Origin of the sequence: Nocardia sp. NBC_00565, assembly GCF_036345915.1 — a bacterium.
GTDB lineage: Bacteria > Actinomycetota > Actinomycetes > Mycobacteriales > Mycobacteriaceae > Nocardia.
Map to the genome: position 1 here is coordinate 1,193,028 of NZ_CP107785.1, position 22,386 is coordinate 1,215,413.

The following is a 22,386-nucleotide window of genomic DNA, read 5'->3' on the forward strand; positions in this document are numbered from 1 at the left end:
CTGTTCCGGATCGGCTCGCGACCTAGCCAGACCGTTCTGCCTGGACCCACCCTGCCGAGGGGCAGGTAATGCGCGATACCCGCAGGTGTTGGCTGGTAGGGACCACTTCGGAGCCGGTTTGGCCATGAGTATGCACATCGCGCAGGCTCGGCGAGAACCGGCGGTAGAGGCACGCAACGACCGCCGGGGGCGCCAGCAGTTGGTCACGGGTCTTGTGACGAGGGCCACTGCATGGTAGAAAAACAGTGTAGTTTTACCGTGTGGCGGTTTCCTGCCCTGCGGGAACGGATGTTTGGGCTGCGCCTCAGCCTGCCCACGACGGGATCGTGTGCCTTCGACCAGGCTCGCTGAGCGCATGCTACGAAGGAGTTCAAATACATGAAGACAACTGGTGCGATCGTGTCGGACTCGGCAAGCCCCGGCGTGTCCAGGGATCTAACTCCCGAGGTCGTCCATGCGACTGTCCGCCGTCTCACTGGCCCTGGTCAGATGTTCGAAGTAAACGAGCGCGACGTGGCTGGCGTGACTCAGCGCGTGTTCACCAACGCGGCACCCACTTTGCTGGACATCCTGCAGTTCGGTCGCGGGCATGGCGGCGCGGATTTTCTGGTGTTCGCCGACCGGCGGTGGACCTTCGACCAGTTCTTTGCCGATGTCGATGCGCTGGCGGCCACGTTGCAGCACGACATGGGGGTGCAGCCGGGGGACCGGATAGCTATCGCGATGCGCAACTGTTCGGACTGGATCATCACCTTTGCGGCCAGCGTTCACGTCGGCGCCGTCGCGGTGCTGATCAACAGTTGGGGTTCGGCCGAAGAGTTGCAGTTCACCCTGCGTGACTCGGATCCGGCAATACTTGCGGCCGACTTGCCGCGTACCAGGTTGGGTGTCGACGTACTGTCCGAACGGGGCATTCCGGTGCTGTTCAGCGACGTCGACGGAGACGAAACCGGACTCGAGTCGGTGCCGCACTTGGACGTGCGAACCATCCGCGATGCCGTGGCCGCGGGTCGAGGGCGCGATTACGTCAAGGCACCACAGGCCACGCACGACACGGCGCTGTTGCTCTACACCTCCGGCAGCACAGGTCACCCCAAGGGAGTCCTGTACCGGCACATCGCGGTCGGGCAGTCGCTGATGCACATGATGCTGGTTGGCTTCCTGGGCGTCGAATTCGGCGGCCCTGTCGAGCTGCGCGCAGAAGCGAGTGTCGAGGCCCACCTGGTCACAGTGCCGCTGTTCCACGCGACCGGACTCTTCGGCGGCTTTCTGCTGCCCTGCGCGGTCGGACATAAGATTGTCCTGTTGCGCAAATGGGACGCCGAAACGGCGATGCAAGTGATCGAAGCCGAGAAGATCACGATGATGTCGACCGTGCCCGCGATTCTCAAAGATCTGCTGACCCATCCGCGGCTTGCCGACCACGATGTGTCCTCGATAGCGCGAGTCGCTGCTGCTGGGGCCGCGACCCCCGCCGATCTTCCGGACCTGATCAGCGACAAACTCGGCATAGCGAATCGGTCGTCGGGCTACGGCATGACCGAAACCACGTCGGTGTGCGCGACCATGAGCGGTCCGGTTTTCGATCTGAAACCAACCGCTGCCGGTATCGTCTCCCCGATCATCGACCTGCGCGTCGTCGACGTCGAGGAGGAGGTTCTCCCGCCCGGACACGAAGGCGAAATCCAACTACGCGGCGTCATAGTGACCCCCGGCTACTGGCACCGTGATGACCTCACGCACGATGCCTTCACCTCCGACGGCTGGCTTCGCACCGGCGACCTGGGTCGCATCGATGACGACGGCTTCCTGCACATCACCGGACGAATCAAAGAAATCGTCATCCGCGGCGGGGAGAACATCGCCCCGGTCGAGATCGAGAACGTTGCTTACCGCCACACCGGGGTCAAGGAGGTCGCCGTGTTCGGCGTCCCCGACGACGCCATGGGCGAGGAACTAGCGATGGTGTGCCACCCCCAACCGGGCTTCGCACCGACCGAGGACGAACTGCGCCGCCACATGCGAAACGCACTCCCCGGGTTCAAGGTACCCAAATACATCAGGCTGACGGACACGCCCCTACCCCGCAATGCCAGCGAGAAGATTCATCGCCTGGCCATTCGCAATAACTTCACAGTAGACCCAATCCCATCGGACAGCCCTGCATCAGCAACGAGGAGGCCTGAGTCCGTCCGACGTGTCGTGACCGGCCACGACACGCAGGGTAAGGCGGTTTTCGTTGAGGATCGACTGGTCGAACCGATCTCTGTCGCGATGACCAGCACTGTCTACCACCAATTGTGGCGAGCTGACGCACCGTCCACGTTTCCCGATTCGGGCGCGATCGGCCCCAGCACGACGTTCTTCCCGCAGTTGGGCGGCTACCGATTCTTCCTTCTGACCTTGCCGCCCGGTGAAGGCCACGGAAACCTCGACGGCGTCGACATCGACGCCGGTTTGCGTGAGCTTCAGGACAAGTTGCCCGGTGTGCTGGAAACCAACGACTTCGACAGCCCCGGGATGCACACCACCGAAACCGTCGATATGGAGATTGTGTTGTCGGGGGAGATTGTCCTCGAACTCGACGACGGAATCGAGACGACGTTGCGCGCCGGCGACGTGAACATCCAGAACGGTACTCGACACCGCTGGCACAATCGCGGCACTCAACCTGCGGTGGTCGCTGTGGCCATGGTCGGCGCATCCCGCGCCAAACCATCATGAACACAGCTGATAAGCGAATACCGATGGCCCACGCTATGGACAGCAAGCAATTGCTCGCAGCGGTGTAGAGGCAGCCGGTCCTCCGTTGGCGGCGTGTCGATATCGGAACGATATAGAGGAGAGATGTATGAAAGCATGGCAGGTTATCGAACATGGCGAGCCGAAAAAGGTAATGGAGCTCGGTGAGAAAGCTGTTCCGGAACCGGGCCCCGGCGAGGTACGTATTCTAGTAAAAGCTGCGGCTTTAGCTTTGCCGGACGTTTTTATGTGTCGAGGAACCTACGCTTTCAACCCGGGAATTCCGTTTACCCCTGGTCAGGAGGTGGTCGGCATTGTCAATGCTACCGGCGCAGGAGTTGATCTTGCTGTTGGTTCTCGTGTGATCGCCACAACTTCTTTTATCCAGGGGAATGGAGGGTTTGCCGAGCAGGCCCTCGCCCCGATCAGTGCGACGTATCCTATACCGGATGGCATGCCCGATGAGGATGCGGCCGCTTTCCTGATCCCGTTTCAAACGGCATATATTGCTTTGGCCAGACGAGGGCAATTATTGCGAGGTGAAACGCTACTTGTTCATGGTGGGGCGGGTGGCGTTGGATCGGCTGCCATACAGGTGGGCCGTGCACTCGGGGCCAAGGTTATCGCTACCGCTACGGGACCAGAAAGAGTCAAGGCATGTCTCGATCTGGGGGCTTCTTTGGCGATCGATATCGGCGGGGAGGATTTTGCGGAAATAGTCAATAAGGCTACGGAGGGGCGTGGTGCGAACGTGATATTCGACCCCGTAGGTGGTGATGTGTTCATCCGGTCGTTCAAGTGCATTGCCAATGAAGGGAGGCTGTTGGCCATCGGCTACTCGAGCGGAAGTTGGAAGAATGCAGCCACCGGGGCTGTTGTCTTCAAAAACTGCTCAGTAGTGGGTGTTCTTGCTGCATTGTATGATAAAGAGTTCTTGGATCGCACGCATGAGGAGTTACTTAAACTCTACGCTGAAGGTAAGATCCGGCCGAGAAAACAAGAAATATCATTTGACGATATTCCTGATGCGCTGACCGACCTCGTTGATCGAAAGGTGATCGGCAGAGTAGTCGCGGTACTGTGACTGTGGCGACTGGTGTCTTGCAGTATATCTCATTTATTTTGCGTTGTTGCCGACGAGATTTTTAGGAGCTGAGTTTACGGTGAACGAAAGAATATCAGTAGACAAGGTCAATCATGTCGCCACGTTGACATTGAGCAGGCCCGAGAAGCATAACGCGTTCGATGGCGTGGCCTTGCAAGAGTTCGGTCAATGTATGGATGAGCTCAGCAAGGACGAAGACACCAGGGCGATCATTATTACTGGCGCTGGAAAGTCCTTCTGTGCGGGTAGTGACACCGCATATATAAGCGAGATTCAAGCGGATATGGGTAAATCGGCGGGGCGATTCAATTTCCATAAACCCTTTGGCCCGTATCAGGTACTTCCCTCTTCTCTGCATAACTGTCCGAAGCCTACGATCGCCGCCATCAATGGTTTTACTTCTGGCATAGCGGTGGCTTTGATCAGTCTCTGTGATTATCGCATTGCATCGGAAAGGGCATCTTTTACACCCCAGTTCGTCAATTTTGGTTTGGCCGCTGAAATGGGGATTAGTTACACCCTGCCGCGGGTCACCTCGCTGTCTGTCGCTCTCGAATTTCTGAGTACTGGAGAGAAAAGGGACGCTCAATGGGCGAAGGAGTGTGGATTGGTAAAAGAAGTGACGTCTCCGGAAGGCTTGATGAAATCGGCGATGGAATTGGCTGACAAGCTGGCGAGCATGCCCCCGGTTTCGGTGGAAAACATCAAGCGTTTGGTCTATCAGGCGATAGACCCGGGTTTTGAAGCGCAGCTTCAATTCGAGGCTCGCGTTGGAACAGCGTTGGGCCAGACTGAAGATTGCATGGAAGCTGTCGTCGCCATGATGGAAAAGCGAGCGCCGGTTTTCAAAGGCAAGTGAGTTGACTGCATGTATGCATGGGCGATCACTAAAAATGGGAGTTCAAAAATGGCCGAAAATATGACGGCTGAAGAAGTTGTCAGGGCATGGAATGATGCTTACTCCAGGAAGGATCTCGAAGCCACATTGGCTCTTATGTCCGAAGACTTCATTCGATTGGGCGACAGTTCTCACTGGACGCCGATCAACAAGAAGGACTGGGGGCAGATCATGATTGATTTCTTCAAAGCATTTCCTGACTGGCACTGGGATATGACAACTTTGACAGCCTCGGGTGATCGGGTGGTGTGTGAGTTTACTGAGAACGGTACTTTTACCGACCCGTATCCAGTGCTGCCAGGTCTGGTTCTGGCCCCGACGGGAGAATCCTATACCGACTATGACTGCGATTGTTTCGAAGTTAAAGATGGGCTCATTACAGAGATTCGCGCTTACGTAACAAATGAACTCGATAGAAAATTTAGATTTGTTTCAAAAATAGAAGAGTTTCTTTCGACCGGCAACGCTCCAGAAAAATGAAACCCGAACACAATTTCGCACGAACTGGCAATCTGGAGGATCCCGTGAAGACGAACTCTGCCACCGACCGAAGCGCCAGTACAAACATCTCACGCCGCTCCGCTATGGCGGCTCTAGGCGCAGTCACGACGGTTGGTGTGCTGGCGGTGCCCGGGCGGGCGGAGGCGGCCGGGCCGCCCCGGGGCAGAAAGTCACCGACGAGCCAGCTAAGTCCAGAGGAGGTTGTTCGAGCCTGGAACGATGCCTACGTCAAGCATGATGTCCAGGGCTGTCTGGCGTACATGTCCGACGACTTCCAGCGCATCGGTGATTCCACTTTGTGGGTGCCGCAGAACAAGCAGCTGACAGAATACACGTGGACGCAATTCTTTGCTGCTTTCCCGGACTGGACGTGGGACATGACCAGCCTCAACACCATCGGAAACCTCGTCGTGTGCGAATTCACCGAGAGAGGGACGTGGACCAAGCCGTACAACATCTTGCCCGGGGTGACCCTCCAGCCGACCAATACGTCGTTCGTTGACCATGACGCTGACTTCTTCACGGTGAAAAATGGTCTGATCACAGAAATTCGCGCCTACATCACGAACAACTTTCAGCGGATTTACGGCCTCGGCACAGTGTGTGCCCCGAAAATTCCCTGAGCAAGGCCCGGAACCCGGGTCAGGGCAATGCAGCAGCGGGCGAAGGAGTCGCTGCTGCGGGCGTTGACCTCGGCTCAGGCGTTGGCCTCGAGCAGATGCGCGAACCTCGCGCGTGCCGCGGCTAGTCGCAACGTCGCGCGGCGCGCTGTGGCTCCCGTTGGACCATCTGGTGGCTGGAACTGTGCCTCGAGGGGATGTCGCGAAAGATGTTCATCCCCCACGTATTTCGCTCGACGACGATCATCGAGCAACGGCTCATTCGTCGCCGTCGAGAACAGCTGTCGACTGGATCTGGATGAGATCGGTGCCGGCAACCCAGGATTCGGTGATTGCGAACGCGCTGCGTATATCGCCGCGCAGGTTGCGCCCGAGACGATCCACAGCCTGTCGTGCCATCGCCACGACTGTCGTCTCCACTGCGCCCCGGTAGTGGCCCTCGTTGCAAGGCCCGCCACCGGGGCCACAGCAGCGGGGGTCTTGTGACGCGGGCCACTGCGTGGTAGAAAAACGGTGTAGTTTTACTGGGTCGTGGTTTCGAGCCGCTGCAGGAACGGATTTGGGTGTGTGCCCAGTCTGTCCTTAACGGGATCGTGTGCCTTCGGCCAGGGTCGCTGAGCACATGATGTGAAGGAGCTCAATGCATGAAGACCCGCAATGCATGAGACCCGAAATAGCCTGCGCGTCGTCGACGTCGAGGAAAAGGCTGGCCCGTCGGGGTGCGAATGCGAAATCCAACTACGCGGCGGCACGGTGGCTCCCGGCTACCGGCACCGCGATGACCTCACCCATGAGGTATTCACTTCCGAGTTGGTTTAGACCGGCGACCTGGGTCGCATCGATGACGACGGCTTCCTTCATTCCGGGAATAAGCGTCCATATGAAGGATGACGTGGAGCCGGAGGGCACGCGCGTCGATCCGCTCGAAAATTCTCTGCAATACGAAAGAAGATGGAACAAATGGTAGATAATCGTTCGTCGCGGACGGGCTCGTCGGCAGCATTGCGGCTGGGACTGGTCGCACTGGTGTCTGGTCTTGCGTTGACGGCGTGCAGCAATTCCAGCCCGGATAGTGCCGGTTCGTCCGGTCCGACGGTAGCGCTGTCCGATAACAAAGCGACGGGGACGCCGATCAAGGTCGGATACGTCAGTCCGGAGGGCGGACCGATGGGGCAGTTGCCCGAGCCGCGGGCGGCTGCCGAGGCGGCGGTTCAGTATGTGAACCAGAACCTCGGTGGTGTCTCCGGCCACCCACTTCAGTTGGTGGTATGCACGCAAAAGGAAGATCCGGCGACGGCTCGCAATTGCGCGAACCAACTGGTGGCAGACGGTGTCGTTGCGGTTCTGGCACCGGTGACCTCCCAGGGTGACGCCTTGGTGCCGATTATCACAAACGCCGGGATTCCCTATGTGACAGTTTCAGGAGCGAGTCGGAGCGAGATGTCGGCGGACAACGCCTTCGTCCTGACCGGCGGTGTACCGGGCGCGTTTGCTGGGGCCGCGAAATATTCGGCCGAGCACTATAAGAAGGTTGCGTTGCTCATCATCGATGCGGGCGGAGTGCTTGCAACGGTGAAATTCCTGGCGGAGCCGGCATTTCAGCAGGCCGGTGTCCAGTTGGACGTTGTGGGTATTCCTTTGGGCACGCCCGACACGACGCCTCAGGTGAACGCTGCGCTTGCTCAGCATCCTGACGCGGTATTCGTCGTCGGGGACGGTTCGCTGTGTACGTCGGTATTCAAAGCCTTGTCCAGTTTGGGGTCTACCGCAGATAAAATGGCGGTGCAGACCTGTGCGGGGCCGGATGTTATGGCTTCCATCAGCAGTGAAGTCGAAGGCGCGAAAATTTTCGGAACCTTCGACGCAACGTCCGACAATGAGGACACAAGGGTATTTCGTACGGTGTTGCAGAAATACTCGCCGGAAACCAGTATGTATGGCTTCGCATTCTCCGGTTATCAGACGTTGCTCGGCCTGACACGCAGTCTTCAGGGTATCCAGGGAGATATCACCGCCGCGTCGGTCGGTGCCGCGATGCGCGCGTCGAATAATGTGCCGCTTCCGCTGGGCGACGGATTGACGTTCACGTGCGACGGCAAGCAGTTCCCGATGTTGAAGGCGGTCTGCGGACAGGGCGTGATCGTCGAGACCGTCAAGGACGGCAAGTTGGCGGGCGCCCAAGTGGTCCGCTAGTCCCGATAACCGTTCCCGCTCAACAGGATGTGCAATAGCTCGTGGATCAACATTTAGCTTTTCTCGCGTTGGGGTTGGGTAATGGCGCGGTGTACGCCGCGCTGGGTTTGGCGCTCGTCATGACGTTCCGCAGTTCCGGAGTCGTGAACTTCAGCACTGGGGCGGTGGCGCTGTATGTCGCCTACAATTTCGCCTTCCTACGTCGGGGAGAATTGCTGGTGCCCATACCGGGTCTGCCGAAGAGTGTCTCGCTGGGCGGCCCGCTGGGTGTCCTGCCCGCCTGCGTCATCTCACTGGCCATCGCCGCTCTGCTCGGAGCAGTGCTGTACGTGGCGATTTTCCGGCCGTTGCGCAACGCTTCCACGGTGGCCAAGGCGGTGGCGTCGATCGGTGTGATGCTGGTGGTGCAGGACGTGTTGGCGCAGCGGGTGGGCACCAATCCGATATCGGTGAAACGGATCTTCCCGGCTCATTCGATCGGGTTCGGTGGCGCGCACGTGCCGACGGACCGGATCATCCTGGCGGGGGTGGTGATCGGCATCGCGTTGTTGCTGGCGTTGCTTTACCGGTTCACCCGGTTCGGCTTGGCGACGCGGGCGGCGGCGTCGTCGGAGAAGGGCGCCATTCTCACCGGGCTCTCACCGGACACCATTGCTATTGGCAACTGGGCGTTGAGCACGATGGTGGCCGGCATCAGCGGGATTCTGATCGCCCCGATAGTTCCGTTGGTCCCGCTGTCCTACACATTGTTCATCGTGCCGGCCCTGGCTGCGGCTTTCATCGGAAACTTCGGATCGATGACACTCGCGGTGGGCGGTGGTTTGTTGATCGGGATGCTGCAGGCGGAGGGGACCCATCTGCAGACGACTATCAGTTGGTTCCCGCGAGCTGGGATGTCCGAGGTGGTGCCGCTGGTTCTGATCCTCGCGTTCCTGGTATTCCGCGGCAAGCCGCTGCCCACTCGTGGTGCGGTGGTGGCGCGATCACTCGGACGATCACCGCGTCCTGAGAGGATTTTGTCGACGACGGTGATCGCCGCGGTGATCGCCGTAGTGGCGTTGATTGCTACATCTGGAGCTGATCGGACGGCGCTCATCGTAACGTTCATCCTCGCGGTCATCGCTTTGTCTCAGGTTGTGGTAACGGGATTCGCGGGGCAGGTGTCGCTGGCCCAACTCACACTGGCGGGTGTCTCCGCATTCACGCTCAGCCGTCTGGGCGAGGACCTCGGCGTGCCGTTCCCGTTCGCGCCGATCCTGGCGGCGCTGGTGGCTGCGCTGGTCGGGGTCGTGTTCGGCTTGCCAGCGCTGCGGGTCCGCGGGCTGCCGCTCACGGTTGCCACCCTGACCTTGGCGGTGTTCTTGGATGCGTTCTGGTTTCAGAGCGGCGCGTTCACCGGGGGCCTGACGGGTGCGCACATAAAGCCGCCGACCCTGTTCGGTCTCGATCTCGGGATCGGAGCGGGCCAGGGATATCCGAGGATCGGCTTCGGGCTGCTGTGCCTGACCGTGCTGGTCGTCGTGGCTGTGGCTGTGGCGTTGTTGCGTAGGAGCCGTCTGGGGGCCTCGATGCTCGCGGTCCGCGCCAACGAGCGCTCGGCCGCCGCCGCAGGGGTCGATGTCGCGCGAGTCAAGCTCGCCGCGTTCGGGATCGGCGCGTTCATCGCCGGACTCGGTGGCGCGCTGATGGCTTATCAGGAAACCCTGGCCACATCGCAGTCATATTCGGTATTCGCCGGAATCGGTTTGTTCGCGGTGGTTTATGTCGCCGGAATCACGTCGGTGTCGGGCGGAATACTGGCAGGCGCACTCGGACCGGGCGCGATCGTATTCACGTTGAGCGCCCAGTATCTGCATCTGGGTCCTTACTACGTCACGATCAGCGGGATACTGCTGGTGCTGATCGTGATCCGATACCCGGAAGGCATCGCGGGTCAGTTCCATCGACTTCTCGACCGTATGCGAAAGCCATCCGGGGCGGTCGTACCTCCTGCCGATCTCGTGAAGCCTGTGTCGGGGCAGGTCGCACCGGCAGGACAGTTGGGGGACCTGCTGTTCTCGGCAACAGGTCTGAACGTCAATTACGGCAGCATCGTCGCCGTCGACGACGTGTCCATCCGTGTGCGGCAAGGTGAGATCCTCGGGCTCATCGGCCCGAACGGGGCGGGCAAGACAACGCTGATCGACGCGATCAGCGGGTTCACGAAGGCCGAGGGCAACGTGGTTCTCGGCGATGTCCGGCTGGATTCGATGCGCCCGCATCACCGCAGCAGGCTCGGGCTCGGACGCTCGTTTCAGGGAGTGGAACTCTACGACGACCTCACCGTGCGCGAGAACGTCGAAGTGGGGCGCGGCGCCGCGCGGCACAGGCCCGCCGCGGCTCGCCGCGGCACCGATGCCGACGCGTTGGCGTCACTGTTCGGCCTGCTCGAATTGGATTCGGTGGCCGAGCGACCGGTGGGGACGTTGTCCCAGGGGCAGCGGCAACTTGTGTCTGTCGCGCGGGTGCTGGCCGGTGCTCCTACCCTGGCCCTGCTCGATGAGCCCGCCGCCGGGTTGGATACCGGCGAAAGCCTGTGGCTGGGAGAGCGGTTGCGGTCTGTCCGCGATACCGGTGTGGCCATCATGATGGTGGACCACGACATGGAACTTGTTCTTCAGGTGTGCGACCGGATCATCGTGCTCGATCTCGGCGCGGTCATCGCCGACGGAACCCCGGACGAGATTCGCAACGATCCGCGCGTGGTGCGCGCTTACCTCGGTACCCCGCACGTGTCGTCGAAAGGCTGTGAGGAAAATGCTCGAATGTAACAGCTTGTCGGCCGGATATTTCAAGGACCGCCCCTGTGTTCGCGAAGTCAGCTTGTCTATCGATAGCGGCCAGATCGTGTCGTTGCTGGGGCCCAATGGGGCAGGGAAGACCACGTTGCTGCTGACGCTGGCCGGTCTGCTGCCGAGTCTCGGCGGCAACGTTGTGTTGGCGGGGACGGCAATAGCGGCAGGTAAGGCTCGACTAGCCGCGAAGCGGGGCTTGGTGCTCGTGCCCGACGACCGGGCGCTGTTTGCCGGCCTGAGTGTTGCGGACCATCTGCGGCTGGCGACCAGCGAGAGCTCCGACATCGATCGGATCCTCGGGTATTTCCCTGCACTGCTGAATCGCTGGAAAGTTGCCGCAGGGCAACTCTCCGGCGGAGAGCAGCAGATGTTGGCGATCGGGCGCGCACTGGCGCTGAAACCACGGGCGCTACTCATCGATGAACTGTCGATGGGATTGGCACCGATTGCGGTGGAGTCGATCCTACCGGTGATCAAGCAGGTTGCGGTCGAGGAGAACATCGCTGTACTGCTGGTCGAACAACACGTCAAACTTGCTCTATCAGTTGCGGACCGAGCCGTGGTGCTGGTGAAAGGGCGCATCGTGGTGAACAGCGACGCCGCGGAACTTCTGCGGCATCCGGACATCGTCGAAGCGGCCTACCTCGGGGTAAACCATGAACCTGACGCCGCCATTGTGGGCTGATTCGGGGGTCTCTCGGTGAAGGAGGCACATCACTATCCACGGTCGTGGTGGAGGGGCTCGTTCTCGAGGATGCCTCCGGTGACCGCTTCACTGCTGACGAACTACACACTGCGGCAACGACATTGACGTCGAAGTACCGGCAACTGGGCGTACTCAGTTGCCGGGAGCGGGTTGTCGACTGGCCTGACAGTTCCATCTTTTGCCGTAGTTCCCGCACCTATTTCGGTGTCAACTCCGGCGGGACATCGCAGCCCACGGTAGCGACTGGGTCTTCTGTCCAGCCGCCTGGCTTCGATACCCTCGACCTCGGCAGTAGCCAGCATGGCCGGACATCTTGCTGTCGCGTGGTGGCGGCCGAGGGTGATTGCGAGGTCGGAATGGCCGGCGGAACGGAGACGATCGGCCAGTTGCTTGCACCCCGTGGAGGTCAACGTGTTTGGGCCGTCATGCCACCGTCGACCGGGATCACCGCGCCATTGATGAAGGAGGCATCGACGGCGGTCAGGGTCCCGATGATGTAGGCGATTTCCTCCGGGCGGCCGTAGCGGCCCGCGGGTATTCGGCGGCGGGCGAAGGCCGGTCGGTCAGCCTCACGGTGCGACACCTCCGTCGATGGTGATGAACGATCCGGTCGTATAGGAGGATGCTGCCGATGCCAGATAGAGTGCGGCGCCGACCACTTCGTGCGGCATTCCGACACGATGCATGGCGATCGGTGCGACCACCGTGGGCAGGAGGTCGGGATTGCGTACGAAACCCGCGGCCGCGTCGGTGTCGAAGGTGCCGCAGATGATCGCATTGATCCGCACACCGACCGCGGCGTATTCCTGTGCCGATGCCCGTGTCAGCGCGTTGAGCCCGGCCTTGGCGGCACTGTAGGCAGTGGCTATCGGCGTGGGGCGCACTGACGCCAGCGAGCTGATGTTGATGATCGATCCGCCGCCGGTCGCGCTCATCGCTGTGGCGGCCAGGGCGGTGAGGCGAAGTGGCCCTTTGAAATTGACGTCGATTATCTTGTCGACAAGTGTCTCCGAGGTCTCGAGCAACGACGGCGCGCTCGGTGACATGCCGGCGTTGTTGATCAGTACATCCAGCCGCCCGTAGTGTGCGACGACATCGTTGATCAGTCCGTCCAGCTCGTGCCAGTCGCCGATATGACAGGCCCGTGCGAACGATTCGCCGCCGCTGGCGTTGATCTGTTGAACGAGTGCGTGGCAGGCATCGTATTTGCGGCTGGACACCACGACGCGCGCTCCGCGTTCGGCGAAGTGCAGTGACATGGCGCGTCCCAGCCCTCTGCTACCACCCGTGATGAGCACAACTTTGCCTGCGATGTCCAACAGCGGGTCCTGGGTTGGGGTGTAGCTCATTTGCGAACCTCCGGGTGGGGCCTAGTAGGTCGTTGACGACCTGGAACAGTGTGTTGTTTGTTGCGGGTTGTGCGTGCCTTGGAGCGAGATGCGAGATCCGTCGAAGCGATCGAGGGTGGTGAACTCTTCGACGGATGCGCGGCGCAGGCGGGTCGGCTGCTTGACCGGATGGCCGAGCGCGAGCAATGCCGCGACAGCGTGGGTTTCCGGTGATCGGCTCGTCGGTGAATTCTCTGACCGCACCGGTGGTCCGCAGGGCATCGCGAAGTTCCACGAGCTGTTCCTAATGTCCGGAGTCGCGTTCGAAGTGACATGGCGCATCATCGGCCACGGCGGCCCCGCCCGGGCGTGCAGTCGATCGGAAGTGTTTATCTGCTTCCAGCCATTGCTGGATGACGGTGGCGAAGTTCGCTGGGTTGTAGATGTCTTCTTCACGCGAGAAGAGTCCGTCGCCCGCGTAGTCCAGCAGAGTCCAGTTCGTTGACGAGTAGGACTTGCCATCGCCTGGATCGGACATATGGGTGCGGGCCGAAAAGACGACTCGAGCGTTCTTGTCGTCGAAGAAGACCCAATCGTGGGTGTATCGCACCATGCGGTTGTTGGGGAAGCTCTGCATGAGAGGCACGATCCAGTCACGGACCGCGTCGCGACCGCGCATCTCGCCGAAGCAGTGTTCGACGTAGACGCAGTCCTCGGTGAACAACTCGGCGAACGGCCGGTAGTCCGCAGTCTCGGCACATCGGTCTGAGACCTCTGCGAACCTCTGGTATGCCTCCCGTAGCTCCTCGACCGGAAACCTCGGCATACGTTCCTCCTCTTTCGTCCCACGGGCGGGGCCGGATGCGCTCTACGCGCTGTCGAGCGATGGCCGTGGTATCCGCTCTACCGGAACCACGGCAGGGTAGACGCATTCGGTCGTTATGACGCGTACTTATGGGCCCTGATCAGGAGTTGATCGACGACGGTCCCGAAGTATTCGTGCATGGGGTTCTTCGATCGCCCGCTCAGATGCTTGGCATAGGAGGCTTCGAGGACGATTGCGAGCTTCCAGGCGCTGAACGCCTTGTACCAGTCGAGATTCGACAAGTCGCGAGAGGTTCTGTCCGCATATCGAGAAACGAGTTGCAACGGGGTCTGGCAATAGTTGTGGTCCATGCCGCCGGGTTGGCCCGGGGGTACGAAGGCCAGTGTGTTGCCCTCCTCGGGCCAGAAGATCATGGCCCAGGCAAGATCGATGAGGGGGTCTCCGATTGTGGTCATTTCGAAGTCCAGCACACTCAGGATGGTCGGCGGGACCTGGTTGCTGAACAACACATTGTCGAGCTTGTAGTCGCCGTGCATCACTGCGAGGTCATGGTTTCGGGGCAGGTGCCGCTGCAGCCAGTCGGCGACCTCATCGACACCGGGCAGGTCGCGAACTCGATAGGTTGCCAGTTGCCGCAACCAGCGGTCCACCTGTCGATCGAGGAACCGGTGTGGATTAGCCAACTCGAGTAGCGTGCTGTCTTTCCACTCGAAATTGTGCAGAGCGGCCAGTGTGTCGATGAGTTGTTCGCCTACTCGGCGTTGCTGCGCCGGAGCATGAATATAGCTGTCGGGCAGCGTCTTTCGGATGGTAGTTCCGTCGATGAACTCCATGACGAAGAAGGGGCAGCCGATGATGGCGGGGTCGGCGCTGACAGCCAGCAATTCGGGTACCGGCACGTCGCTGTGTTGGAGGGCATCGTAGATCTTGTACTCGCGAACAACATCGTGCGCTGTTTCCGACACCGCATCGGAAGGGGCGCGCCTGATGACCCAATCGCGCCCGTGCCGGGTCATCTTGAACAACTCACATGATCCGCCGCCCCTCATCGGGCTGATCTGCAGATCGCCCGGCTGGCCGGTTTGCTCGGTGAGCCAGTCGCCGAAGGTGGCCAGGTCGAAGTCCAGCTCTGTGACTGCCTTACTCATGCCATCGCCTCGAGAAGGTGACCGAATCGTTGGCGTGCCAGGTCTCGGCGGGTTGGGATGTGTTCGGATGGCCAGCCTTCTACCGCCTGGTAGCGCTGGAGTTCGGATCGCGCGATGGTGACCTTGTGTACCTCGTTCGCACCGTCGACCAACGAGGCCATACGGGCGATGCGGAACATCGACTCCAGCGGTAGATCCGAGCTGTAGCCGAGAGATCCATGTACTTGCAGCGCCCGGTCGACGACATCGAAGACAACTTTGGCGTTGTAGACCTTCACCATGGCGATCTCGCTGCGGGCCGCCCGGCCGCCCTCTTGGTCGAATTTCCAGGCCGCCCGTAGCGTCAACAGCTTCGCGGCGTCGATCTCGATTCGGGAGTCGGCGACATACTCCTGAATCATCTGATGTCGCGAATAGGTTTTGCCGAACGAGGTCCGCGATACGGTGCGTTCACACAGCATGTCGAAGGCTCGTTCGGCTTCTCCCAGCCACCGGGTTGCGTGGTGAAGCCGCCCTGGACCCAGCCGGACCTGGGACAGGACGAAGCCTCCTCCGAGCTCGCCGATGAGGTTCTCGGCGGGGATGCGAACGTTGTTCAGGGCGATCTCGGAATGGTTGCCGCGGCGGCCGTATTCGACGGACGGACTGTGCATGGAAGGGATGTCACGGAAGATGTCCATTCCGGGAGTGCCGCGCTCCACGACGAACATCGAGCATCGTTGATGAGGCGGCGCCGACGGATCGGTCACCACCATGAAGATGATGAAGTCGGCGCTGGAGGCGTTGGTGATCATCCACTTGCGGCCGTTGAGGACCCACTCGTCGCCGTCGCGTTCCGCGGTTGATTCGATCTGCGTGGGGTCTGTCCCGGCCACCCACGGTTCGGTGATCGCAAAGGCGCTGCGGATCTCGCCGCGAAGGTTCGGCCACAACCAACGTTCCTTCTGACTGTCGGTCGCGCCACCGGCGAGCAGTTCCGCGTTGCCCGAGTCCGGCGCCATATTGCCGAACACTTCCTGTCCGAACGGGCACCGGCCGGTGATGAGGTTCATTTGGGCCAGGCGCAACTGGCCGAATCCGTGACCGCCCAGCGCTTTCTCTAGATGACACGCCCATAGCCCGCGGTCGCGGACACGTTGCTTCAACGGCTCGAGGATCTGTTGCCATGCAGTCTCACCGACTTCGTCGGCCAACGGCTCGAGCGGTATGAGTTCGTGGTCTACGAACTCGCGAATCCAGCTGAGAGTGGACCGAAATTCGGTGTCGTCGGAGAAGTCCCACGCCATGAGTGCGAGCCTCCCTTCGGTAGTAGTTAAAACAACATGGTTTTCTAAAAAAAAGATTAGCGTTGGAGCGCCGGTGAAGCAAGATCGACATAGAGGTGGTCGCTGGTGCCGTTGGATGCGTGTGGGCCCGCGTCGTGCGTCACGGTAGGGTCCGTCGCCACCCACCGGCATCTACCGAGTCCGGGGCGCTGGTGGTCAGGTCATCCATAGGTCGTTGGGGTTGCTGGCACTGTGGACCGGCGCGTCCGGTGTGCGGGGCACCGTCCGTGAGAAGCGCGGCGCGACCGCGGGTTGTACGACATTGTCGACAGTGAGCAGAGTGCCCCGAGCGGCGATGTGTGGATCCGCTACGGCCTCGGCGAATGTCAAAACCGGCGTTACGCAGGAGTCCGTGTTCTCGAATGTGGCTGCCCACTCATCGCGGGTGCGGGTCCTGAAGACCTTCGTGAATATCGTCCGCAATGATTCCCACTGCGAGGCGTCGTCGCGATCGGGCAGGTTGGGATCGGACAATTGCAGACCGGCGAGCAGCTGCGCGTAGAACTGCGGCTCGACGGCACCCACCGCGATGTACTTGCCATCCGCGGTTTCATAGGTGTCGTAGTACGGTGCGCCGGTGTCGAGCGCATTGGTGCCGCGCTCGTCGTTCCACAAGCCGAGTCCCCGAAAAGCCCAAATCATCTGCCCCAGGACGGAAACGCCATCCACGATGGCGGCATCGACGACTTGGCCCCGACCCGATGTCCGGCGTTCGATGATGGCGGCGAGGACGCCTAGAACGAGGAACATCGATCCGCCCCCGAAGTCGCCCAACAGATTAAGCGGGGGGACCGGCCGGTCGTTTCGATGCCCGATCGCATGGAGGAAACCGGTGACGGACAAGTAGTTGATATCGTGGCCGGCTCGTGCGGCCCGCGGCCCGCTCTGCCCCCACCCCGTCATCCGTGCATAGATCAGCCCGGGGTTGATCGGCTCGAGCGTGTCGGGGCCGAGCCCCAAGCGTTCCATCACGCCGGGACGAAAACCTTCGATAAGCACATCGGCGCGTTCGATGAGTCTCATGAGGGCTGCCTGGTCGTCGGGGTTTTTCAGGTCGGCCTCCACCACCGGGCGCCCGCGAAGCATCCCATCGGCGGCATGCCCCGCCAGCGGCAGCCCGCCGGCCCGCTGGATTCGCACGACATCGGCACCCAGATCCGCAAGGATCATGGCAGCGTGCGGGCCGGGACCCAGACCTGCGAACTCAAGTACCCTCACGCCAGCGAGAGGACCATTCTTCACCACATTTACCCCTTTATCGATTGCGCCGGAATGAACCTGCCGGACGGCGGCGAGCGGTCGGGGACTCCTGCCGCTGCGGTACCCGGGAACATGAACGCCGCCGAACGGGACGCGATCGGCCAGCCGTTTGTTCGGGACCGGATCGGCGACGCGCCATTCCGGTTCGGATCGATGTGCCGATATTAAGAAAACACAATTTTTCTAAAGGAGCAAGCGTCATCATGGTGAAGTGCCTGCCGACACGCGGTATGGCCTCATTGCGATGCCAGCGAACCCCGCGCACGGAACCGGTCCAGGTTCTAGCGGTGCGGACCGTCGCTCGATGCCGTCAGCGCCTCCTGGCGGACGCCCGCGACGATCCACTGAATCGTGCGGCGAAACGATTCAGTGGCTGTCTGTGTGCCCGAAGTGCTTTCGTGGGCATCTGGCGGCTGTCGCAGTGCCTGCACCTCGGTGATCGCGTGGTTGATCGTGGTGTTGGCCAACGCGCGGCAACATTCTGTGGCGAGTCGGCGGTCGATGCCCGATTGCATGAGCGACCTCAGTAGCCCATTGACATAGGAGGCGACGGCGCCTCGGTCGTCGAAGGTCATCAGCTCGGTCAAATATGGATGCGCCAGCAGCGCCTCATGCAGCGCGTGACACCACCGCCAGGCTGTTGCTTCCCAGGTGTCGGCTTCGTGGAACTCCAGCTTCAGCTGGGAGAAGTGGCGCGCGACCAGTGCGCGGATCAGCTGTTCTCGGTTGCCTACCTGCTGGTAGAGCGTGCGTGTGGAGCATTTCAGGTCGGCAGCGACTCGGCGCGCGTTGAGTGCCTGTTGCCCCTCGGCATCGAGCAGCTCCAAGGCGTGCGAATAGATCGTCTCGACTGGAATCAGCGGCTTGGCCACCGGCCGAGGATACCTTACGGTGACGGCGTTGTTCTAACCGAACGGCTGCTGCTGATTCGCTGAACCACTCGAATGGAGCATCCGAGCGTCGGGACAGCGGAATGGCTCACTGCCTCGCCGGTGAGTTACGCCCGGTTATGTGCGGTCTCGCGTCGTGCTCCTTCGTTAGAAGCAATCCGGTGGCGAGTGTGTCGATCAGGTGCGGTTCATCTGCGCGGTCCGCGGGCGGCCAGACCAACAGGGCCAGGAACGATCGGATGACCAGCGCCGTGTGGATAGTGTCCGCAGGGTCCAGGCCGAGAAGATCGGCGGCGATTGTCGACACAGCGGGTGATCGCACTGCGATTTGCGCGCCGTCGATCACGCTCCGCGATTGTGGGAACTGGCGGGCGATCGGATCGGCCCGGATCTCGCGTAGGGCCACAGTGAAAGCCGTGCGTGCGCGTTCGGATCCGGTGGAGTCGGCCACGGCGCGGCGAATGGCGTCGGTGATTCGGGTGGAGACACGAAGGAACACCGCCTCCACGAGTTGCTTCTTGCCGCCCGTGTGCCGGTAGATCGTGGCGCGTGAACAGTGCGCTCGGGCCGCGAGTTCGTTGATGTCGAAGCGATCGACACCGCGTTCGGCGATCAGCTCACCAGCGACCCCGTAGAGGCGTTCACGAGCGCTGTCGGAGCGGCTGGGGCCGACGAGCCAATCATGGGGCATATCTCACTATGAGACAGCCTGGCAATGTGTTTCAACTGTTCGAGGAGGTCGCGGCGTCGATGTGAGACAAACCGGCAGCGGCTGTGGCGAGTGCGAATGTCGACTTCGGGTGGACCTCTTGCGCGCAACTCGGGGCGCATCAACCCTGTTCACATGCATGATCTCGACAATCCGCATTCGCATCTCTCGGAGCTTCGAGAATCGGCCTCGGTCCACCGGTTGGGTGATTCCTCGTTGTATCCGGCGACCTCGTGGGAGCTGGTCTCCGAGGTGGTCAGGCATCCGGGGAGGGTCTTGTGACCCCAGCCACCTCCGTGATAGAAAAACTATGTAGTTTTACCGTGGCGATCAGTCGCTGACGAACCGACGCCCATGCCTGCGCCCAGATCCCGCCACGAGTTCGGTGCTTCCGGCCATGGGCCGCGTCTCTCCGGCGCACACCGTGAAGGAGTTCAATCCATGAGGACCATCGGTGCGAACATGTCGGACCCGACGAGCCACTCCGAGTTCACAGGACCCACTCCCGAGGTGGTCCGCCGCCTTACCGGCCCGGGCGAGATGTTCGAAGTCGCCGAGTGTGACGTGGGGGAGGGCGCGCTAGCGGGCATTCACCAACGCGGCGCCCACCGTGCTCGACATTCGAGCCAAGCGGCGTCGGGAGGGCTCGCACCAATGGAAGGAAATCTATGAAAGTACGCCGCATCGTGACGGGGGCAATAGCGGTACTGAACCTGCGGTAGTCGCTCTCGCGATGATCGGCGCGCCGCGCGCGGATTCCCAAGGTAAGGAAATCGGATGACTCACCAGATTCCCGGCACAATGCTGCTCGATCCGCAGGTCATCGATGACCCGTATCCCTTTTACCGTCGGTTGCACGCCGAGGCGCCCGTGTGGCAAGTCCCCGGTGCCGGGGTCTTCACCGTCAGCACCTTCGAGCTGGTTGCCGAAGCGGTCGGTCGTGTCGACGCCTTCTCGTCGAACATGAAGAACCTTCTGTACCGCGATGACGCGGGCCTGCCCGCCCGATTCCACTTCGGTGACGCCGGCGGGCAGGCGCTGGCCACTGCCGATCCACCGTTGCACGCCATCCACCGCGGTGCGGTTTTTCCCGAGCTGGTGGCCAAGCGGATGAACGAACTCGAACCCGACATCGTCGAGCTTGCCGACGAACTCGTCACCGCGGCGCTGAAGGTCGGGACCGTCGAATTCATGACCGTCATCGGCAACATCGTGCCGATGACCATGATCAGCCGCCTCATCGGCTTCCGCGACAGCAACCTCGACGAACTGTGGAACTCAGCGGTCAACGGAACGAGAATGCTGGGATCGACGCTGAGCTTCGACGAGCTCATCGAAATCGCTACCAGCGGCGACTCGGTACGAGCATGGATCGCCGATCAGTTGTGTGCGGCACGGAAAGACCCAGGCGAGGACCTGCTGGGAGCTGTCGCCCGCAGCGTGAACGACGATGTGGTGAGCGAACACGAGGGCATGACCATCCTTACGACCTTGTTGAGCGCCGGCGGGGAGACCACGACGAGCCTGCTGGGCAACGCGGTGCGCATCCTGGCCGATAATCCCGAGCTACAAGAGCACCTCCGGCAAAACCCCGGCCAGATCCCGACTTTCGCAGAAGAGGCGCTCCGTCTGGAGTCTCCGTTTCGCTATCTCATGCGCTCGGTGCCCGAGGACACCACACTCGGGTCCGTCGAAATCCCGGCCGATTCCACAGTTCTGTTGCTGTGGGGCGCCGCCAACCGCGACGCAGCCGAATTCGAGCGCCCCGATGAGATCGATCTCGGCCGCCGCGTCCCGCGACGCCACGTGGCATTCGGCCGCGGCATTCACACCTGTGTCGGTGCGCCGCTGGCCCGGCTCGAGGCCCGCATAGTTCTCACGATCCTGCTGCAACGCACCACAAACATCACTCTGGAACCACAACACCGGCCGAGCTGGGTGACCAGCCTTCTCGTGCGACGCCACCTGGAACTCCCTGTACGTCTGCACGTCCGTTGAAATGCGGAACGAGCGTGTTGTCGAAGGTTTTCGCCCGATGAGAATCGATATGACAGGGAAGTGCTCATGAACTACCAGGAAGTATCACGCAGCGTTGTGGTCGTCATCGGTACCGGTGGCATGGGGCTCGCGGTCGCGCGTCGACTAGCCGGGGGGCGACGACTATTGCTGGCCGACTATTCCGAGGCAAGCCTGGAAGCCGCTGTGGGCGCGTGTCGCGGCGAAGGCCATGCCGCCGAGGGCTGCGCCGTGGACATCTCGGATCGGGATTCAGTCGTGAAGCTCGCGGCCGCGGCCGACATCCTCGGTCGTATCGACGCTGTCGTTCACACGGCAGGTGTTTCCCCCACCATGGCCACGGCCCGGCAGATCTACGAGATAGACCTTCTCGGCACCGCTCACGTGATCGACGCCTTCCTTGCCGTCGCGTCCCCAGGCACCTCGCTCGTGGCAGTAGCCAGCATGGCCGGACATCTTGCGTCCCTCTCTTCCGACCTCGAGAGACATCTTGCTGTCGCGGCCACCGATCAGCTGTTGAACCACAAGGAGATCGACCTCGATTCGTCGAACGCTGCCGATGCCTATATCGTCGCCAAACGCGGCAACCAATTGCGTGTGCAAGCCGCGGCGCACGACTGGGGGGCCAAAGGCGCGCGGGTGAACACCATCAGCCCCGGCGTGACCTCCACACCGATGGGGCTCGCCGAACTCACCGGTCCGACCGGCGCTTACATCCAGTCCATGATCGATCTGTCCGGTGCACGCCGGATAGGCACGTCCGATGACATCGCCGCCGCCGCTGCGTTTCTCACTGGTCCGGAGTCATCTTTCATCACCGGCAACGACATACTCGTCGACGGTGGAGCCATCGCGTCACAACGCTGGAACACCGGTCAATGATCTGCCTGACCCGACTCCGCACGTCTGCGACTCGACAACGCTCGCGGGCTGGCATGAAGACTGGAGAGGTTCAGTGGGTGACAGCACCCCGAAAACGCCTGTCGAGAACACCGCTACTCGATGGACTGGTATTGCCCATCCTGGGCGATGCCTTTCAAAGATCGGCGGGCAGCGCACGAATTTAACAGCGGTGGAGCGACTTCGGGAAGCAGTGGCCCCAAGGAGCGGACCACCTGGACTGGGGCCGCGGCGATTCTGGCCGCGGATGCGCTGACACGAGTTACCGCCGGGAACGGCATATTTCGCGGAGCAGGTCCGCCGGTGTGCCCCGTAGCTTGCTTCCCTGTCAGCCAGGCTCTTGCGGCAACATGCAGGTCGGCCCGTTCCCGAATCTCGAGCCCCG

20 protein-coding genes and 1 pseudogene are annotated in these 22,386 nt (G+C 61.4%); 12 read left to right on the forward strand and 9 right to left on the reverse strand.

Annotated features, from left to right (window positions below; genetic code table 11):
- Positions 1 to 513 precede the first annotated feature (513 nt).
- From OG874_RS05880 to OG874_RS05900, 5 genes are all read left to right on the forward strand, one after another.
- Positions 514 to 2,724, forward strand: a complete 2,211-nt coding sequence (locus tag OG874_RS05880) for an AMP-binding protein (RefSeq protein WP_330254098.1) — start codon at positions 514 to 516, stop codon at positions 2,722 to 2,724.
- Positions 2,725 to 2,851: 127 nt separating this feature from the next.
- Positions 2,852 to 3,826, forward strand: coding sequence for an NADPH:quinone oxidoreductase family protein (locus tag OG874_RS05885; protein WP_330254099.1), 975 nt, complete (start codon positions 2,852 to 2,854; stop codon positions 3,824 to 3,826).
- 79 nt (positions 3,827 to 3,905) lie between these two features.
- Positions 3,906 to 4,706: an enoyl-CoA hydratase/isomerase family protein gene (locus OG874_RS05890; RefSeq protein WP_330254100.1), complete on the forward strand. Its 801-nt coding sequence runs from the start codon at positions 3,906 to 3,908 to the stop codon at positions 4,704 to 4,706.
- 48 nt (positions 4,707 to 4,754) lie between these two features.
- Positions 4,755 to 5,225: a nuclear transport factor 2 family protein gene (locus OG874_RS05895; protein ID WP_330254101.1), complete on the forward strand. Its 471-nt coding sequence runs from the start codon at positions 4,755 to 4,757 to the stop codon at positions 5,223 to 5,225.
- Positions 5,222 to 5,869: a nuclear transport factor 2 family protein gene (locus OG874_RS05900; protein WP_330254102.1), complete on the forward strand. Its 648-nt coding sequence runs from the start codon at positions 5,222 to 5,224 to the stop codon at positions 5,867 to 5,869. Before OG874_RS05895 ends, OG874_RS05900 begins: the two co-directional genes overlap by 4 nt.
- A 255-nt stretch (positions 5,870 to 6,124) precedes the next feature.
- On the opposite strand, the gene OG874_RS05905 is transcribed toward OG874_RS05900, so the two are convergent.
- Positions 6,125 to 6,265, reverse strand: a complete 141-nt coding sequence (locus tag OG874_RS05905) for a hypothetical protein (RefSeq protein ID WP_330254103.1) — start codon at positions 6,263 to 6,265, stop codon at positions 6,125 to 6,127.
- 258 nt (positions 6,266 to 6,523) lie between these two features.
- Here OG874_RS05905 and OG874_RS05910 point away from each other — a divergent pair, with 258 nt between their 5' ends.
- From OG874_RS05910 to OG874_RS05925, 4 genes are all read left to right on the forward strand, one after another.
- Complete coding sequence (locus OG874_RS05910; RefSeq protein WP_330254104.1) at positions 6,524 to 6,685, forward strand: hypothetical protein; 162 nt, start codon at positions 6,524 to 6,526, stop codon at positions 6,683 to 6,685.
- Between the two features lie 132 nt (positions 6,686 to 6,817).
- Positions 6,818 to 8,059 (forward strand): ABC transporter substrate-binding protein, encoded by a 1,242-nt coding sequence (locus OG874_RS05915; RefSeq protein ID WP_330254105.1) that lies wholly within the window; start codon positions 6,818 to 6,820, stop codon positions 8,057 to 8,059.
- A gap of 41 nt (positions 8,060 to 8,100) precedes the next feature.
- Entirely contained in the window at positions 8,101 to 10,869 is a 2,769-nt protein-coding gene (locus tag OG874_RS05920; RefSeq protein WP_330254106.1) for a branched-chain amino acid ABC transporter permease/ATP-binding protein, read from the forward strand.
- Positions 10,856 to 11,578 (forward strand): ABC transporter ATP-binding protein, encoded by a 723-nt coding sequence (locus tag OG874_RS05925; protein ID WP_330257196.1) that lies wholly within the window; start codon positions 10,856 to 10,858, stop codon positions 11,576 to 11,578. The genes OG874_RS05920 and OG874_RS05925 overlap by 14 nt, the downstream gene beginning before the upstream one ends.
- A 427-nt stretch (positions 11,579 to 12,005) precedes the next feature.
- Here OG874_RS05925 and OG874_RS05930 read toward each other — a convergent pair whose 3' ends face one another.
- The 8 genes from OG874_RS05930 to OG874_RS05970 all read right to left on the reverse strand — a co-directional run bounded on the left by OG874_RS05930 (position 12,006) and on the right by OG874_RS05970 (position 19,067).
- The gene (locus OG874_RS05930) at positions 12,006 to 12,182 is read right to left on the reverse strand and encodes an SDR family oxidoreductase (protein ID WP_330254107.1); all 177 of its coding nucleotides are present in this window, start codon (positions 12,180 to 12,182) and stop codon (positions 12,006 to 12,008) included.
- A complete protein-coding gene (locus OG874_RS05935) occupies positions 12,169 to 12,948 on the reverse strand; it encodes an SDR family NAD(P)-dependent oxidoreductase (RefSeq protein ID WP_330254108.1) in 780 nt (259 codons plus the stop codon). The genes OG874_RS05930 and OG874_RS05935 overlap by 14 nt, the downstream gene beginning before the upstream one ends.
- Before the next feature lie 283 nt (positions 12,949 to 13,231).
- Complete coding sequence (locus OG874_RS05945) at positions 13,232 to 13,753, reverse strand: nuclear transport factor 2 family protein (protein WP_330254109.1); 522 nt, start codon at positions 13,751 to 13,753, stop codon at positions 13,232 to 13,234.
- A gap of 113 nt (positions 13,754 to 13,866) precedes the next feature.
- Complete coding sequence (locus OG874_RS05950; protein WP_330254110.1) at positions 13,867 to 14,901, reverse strand: phosphotransferase family protein; 1,035 nt, start codon at positions 14,899 to 14,901, stop codon at positions 13,867 to 13,869.
- Positions 14,898 to 16,187 (reverse strand): acyl-CoA dehydrogenase family protein, encoded by a 1,290-nt coding sequence (locus OG874_RS05955; protein ID WP_330254111.1) that lies wholly within the window; start codon positions 16,185 to 16,187, stop codon positions 14,898 to 14,900. Before OG874_RS05955 ends, OG874_RS05950 begins: the two co-directional genes overlap by 4 nt.
- Positions 16,188 to 16,382: 195 nt before the next feature.
- A complete protein-coding gene (locus OG874_RS05960) occupies positions 16,383 to 17,444 on the reverse strand; it encodes a CaiB/BaiF CoA transferase family protein (protein ID WP_442943297.1) in 1,062 nt (353 codons plus the stop codon).
- A 323-nt stretch (positions 17,445 to 17,767) separates the two neighbouring features.
- Positions 17,768 to 18,358, reverse strand: coding sequence for a hypothetical protein (locus OG874_RS05965; protein ID WP_330254112.1), 591 nt, complete (start codon positions 18,356 to 18,358; stop codon positions 17,768 to 17,770).
- Positions 18,359 to 18,464: 106 nt separating this feature from the next.
- Complete coding sequence (locus OG874_RS05970; protein ID WP_330254113.1) at positions 18,465 to 19,067, reverse strand: TetR/AcrR family transcriptional regulator; 603 nt, start codon at positions 19,065 to 19,067, stop codon at positions 18,465 to 18,467.
- 795 nt (positions 19,068 to 19,862) lie between these two features.
- On the opposite strand from OG874_RS05970, the gene OG874_RS05975 reads away from it, so the two are divergent.
- From OG874_RS05975 to OG874_RS44640, 3 genes and pseudogenes are all read left to right on the forward strand, one after another.
- The gene (locus OG874_RS05975) at positions 19,863 to 21,083 is read left to right on the forward strand and encodes a cytochrome P450 (RefSeq protein WP_330254114.1); all 1,221 of its coding nucleotides are present in this window, start codon (positions 19,863 to 19,865) and stop codon (positions 21,081 to 21,083) included.
- A 66-nt stretch (positions 21,084 to 21,149) separates the two neighbouring features.
- Positions 21,150 to 21,983 (forward strand): SDR family oxidoreductase, encoded by an 834-nt coding sequence (locus tag OG874_RS05980; protein WP_330254115.1) that lies wholly within the window; start codon positions 21,150 to 21,152, stop codon positions 21,981 to 21,983.
- Between the two features lie 204 nt (positions 21,984 to 22,187).
- A pseudogene (locus OG874_RS44640) lies at positions 22,188 to 22,304 on the forward strand (prenyltransferase); the annotation flags it as partial.
- Between the last annotated feature and the right edge of the window lie 82 nt (positions 22,305 to 22,386).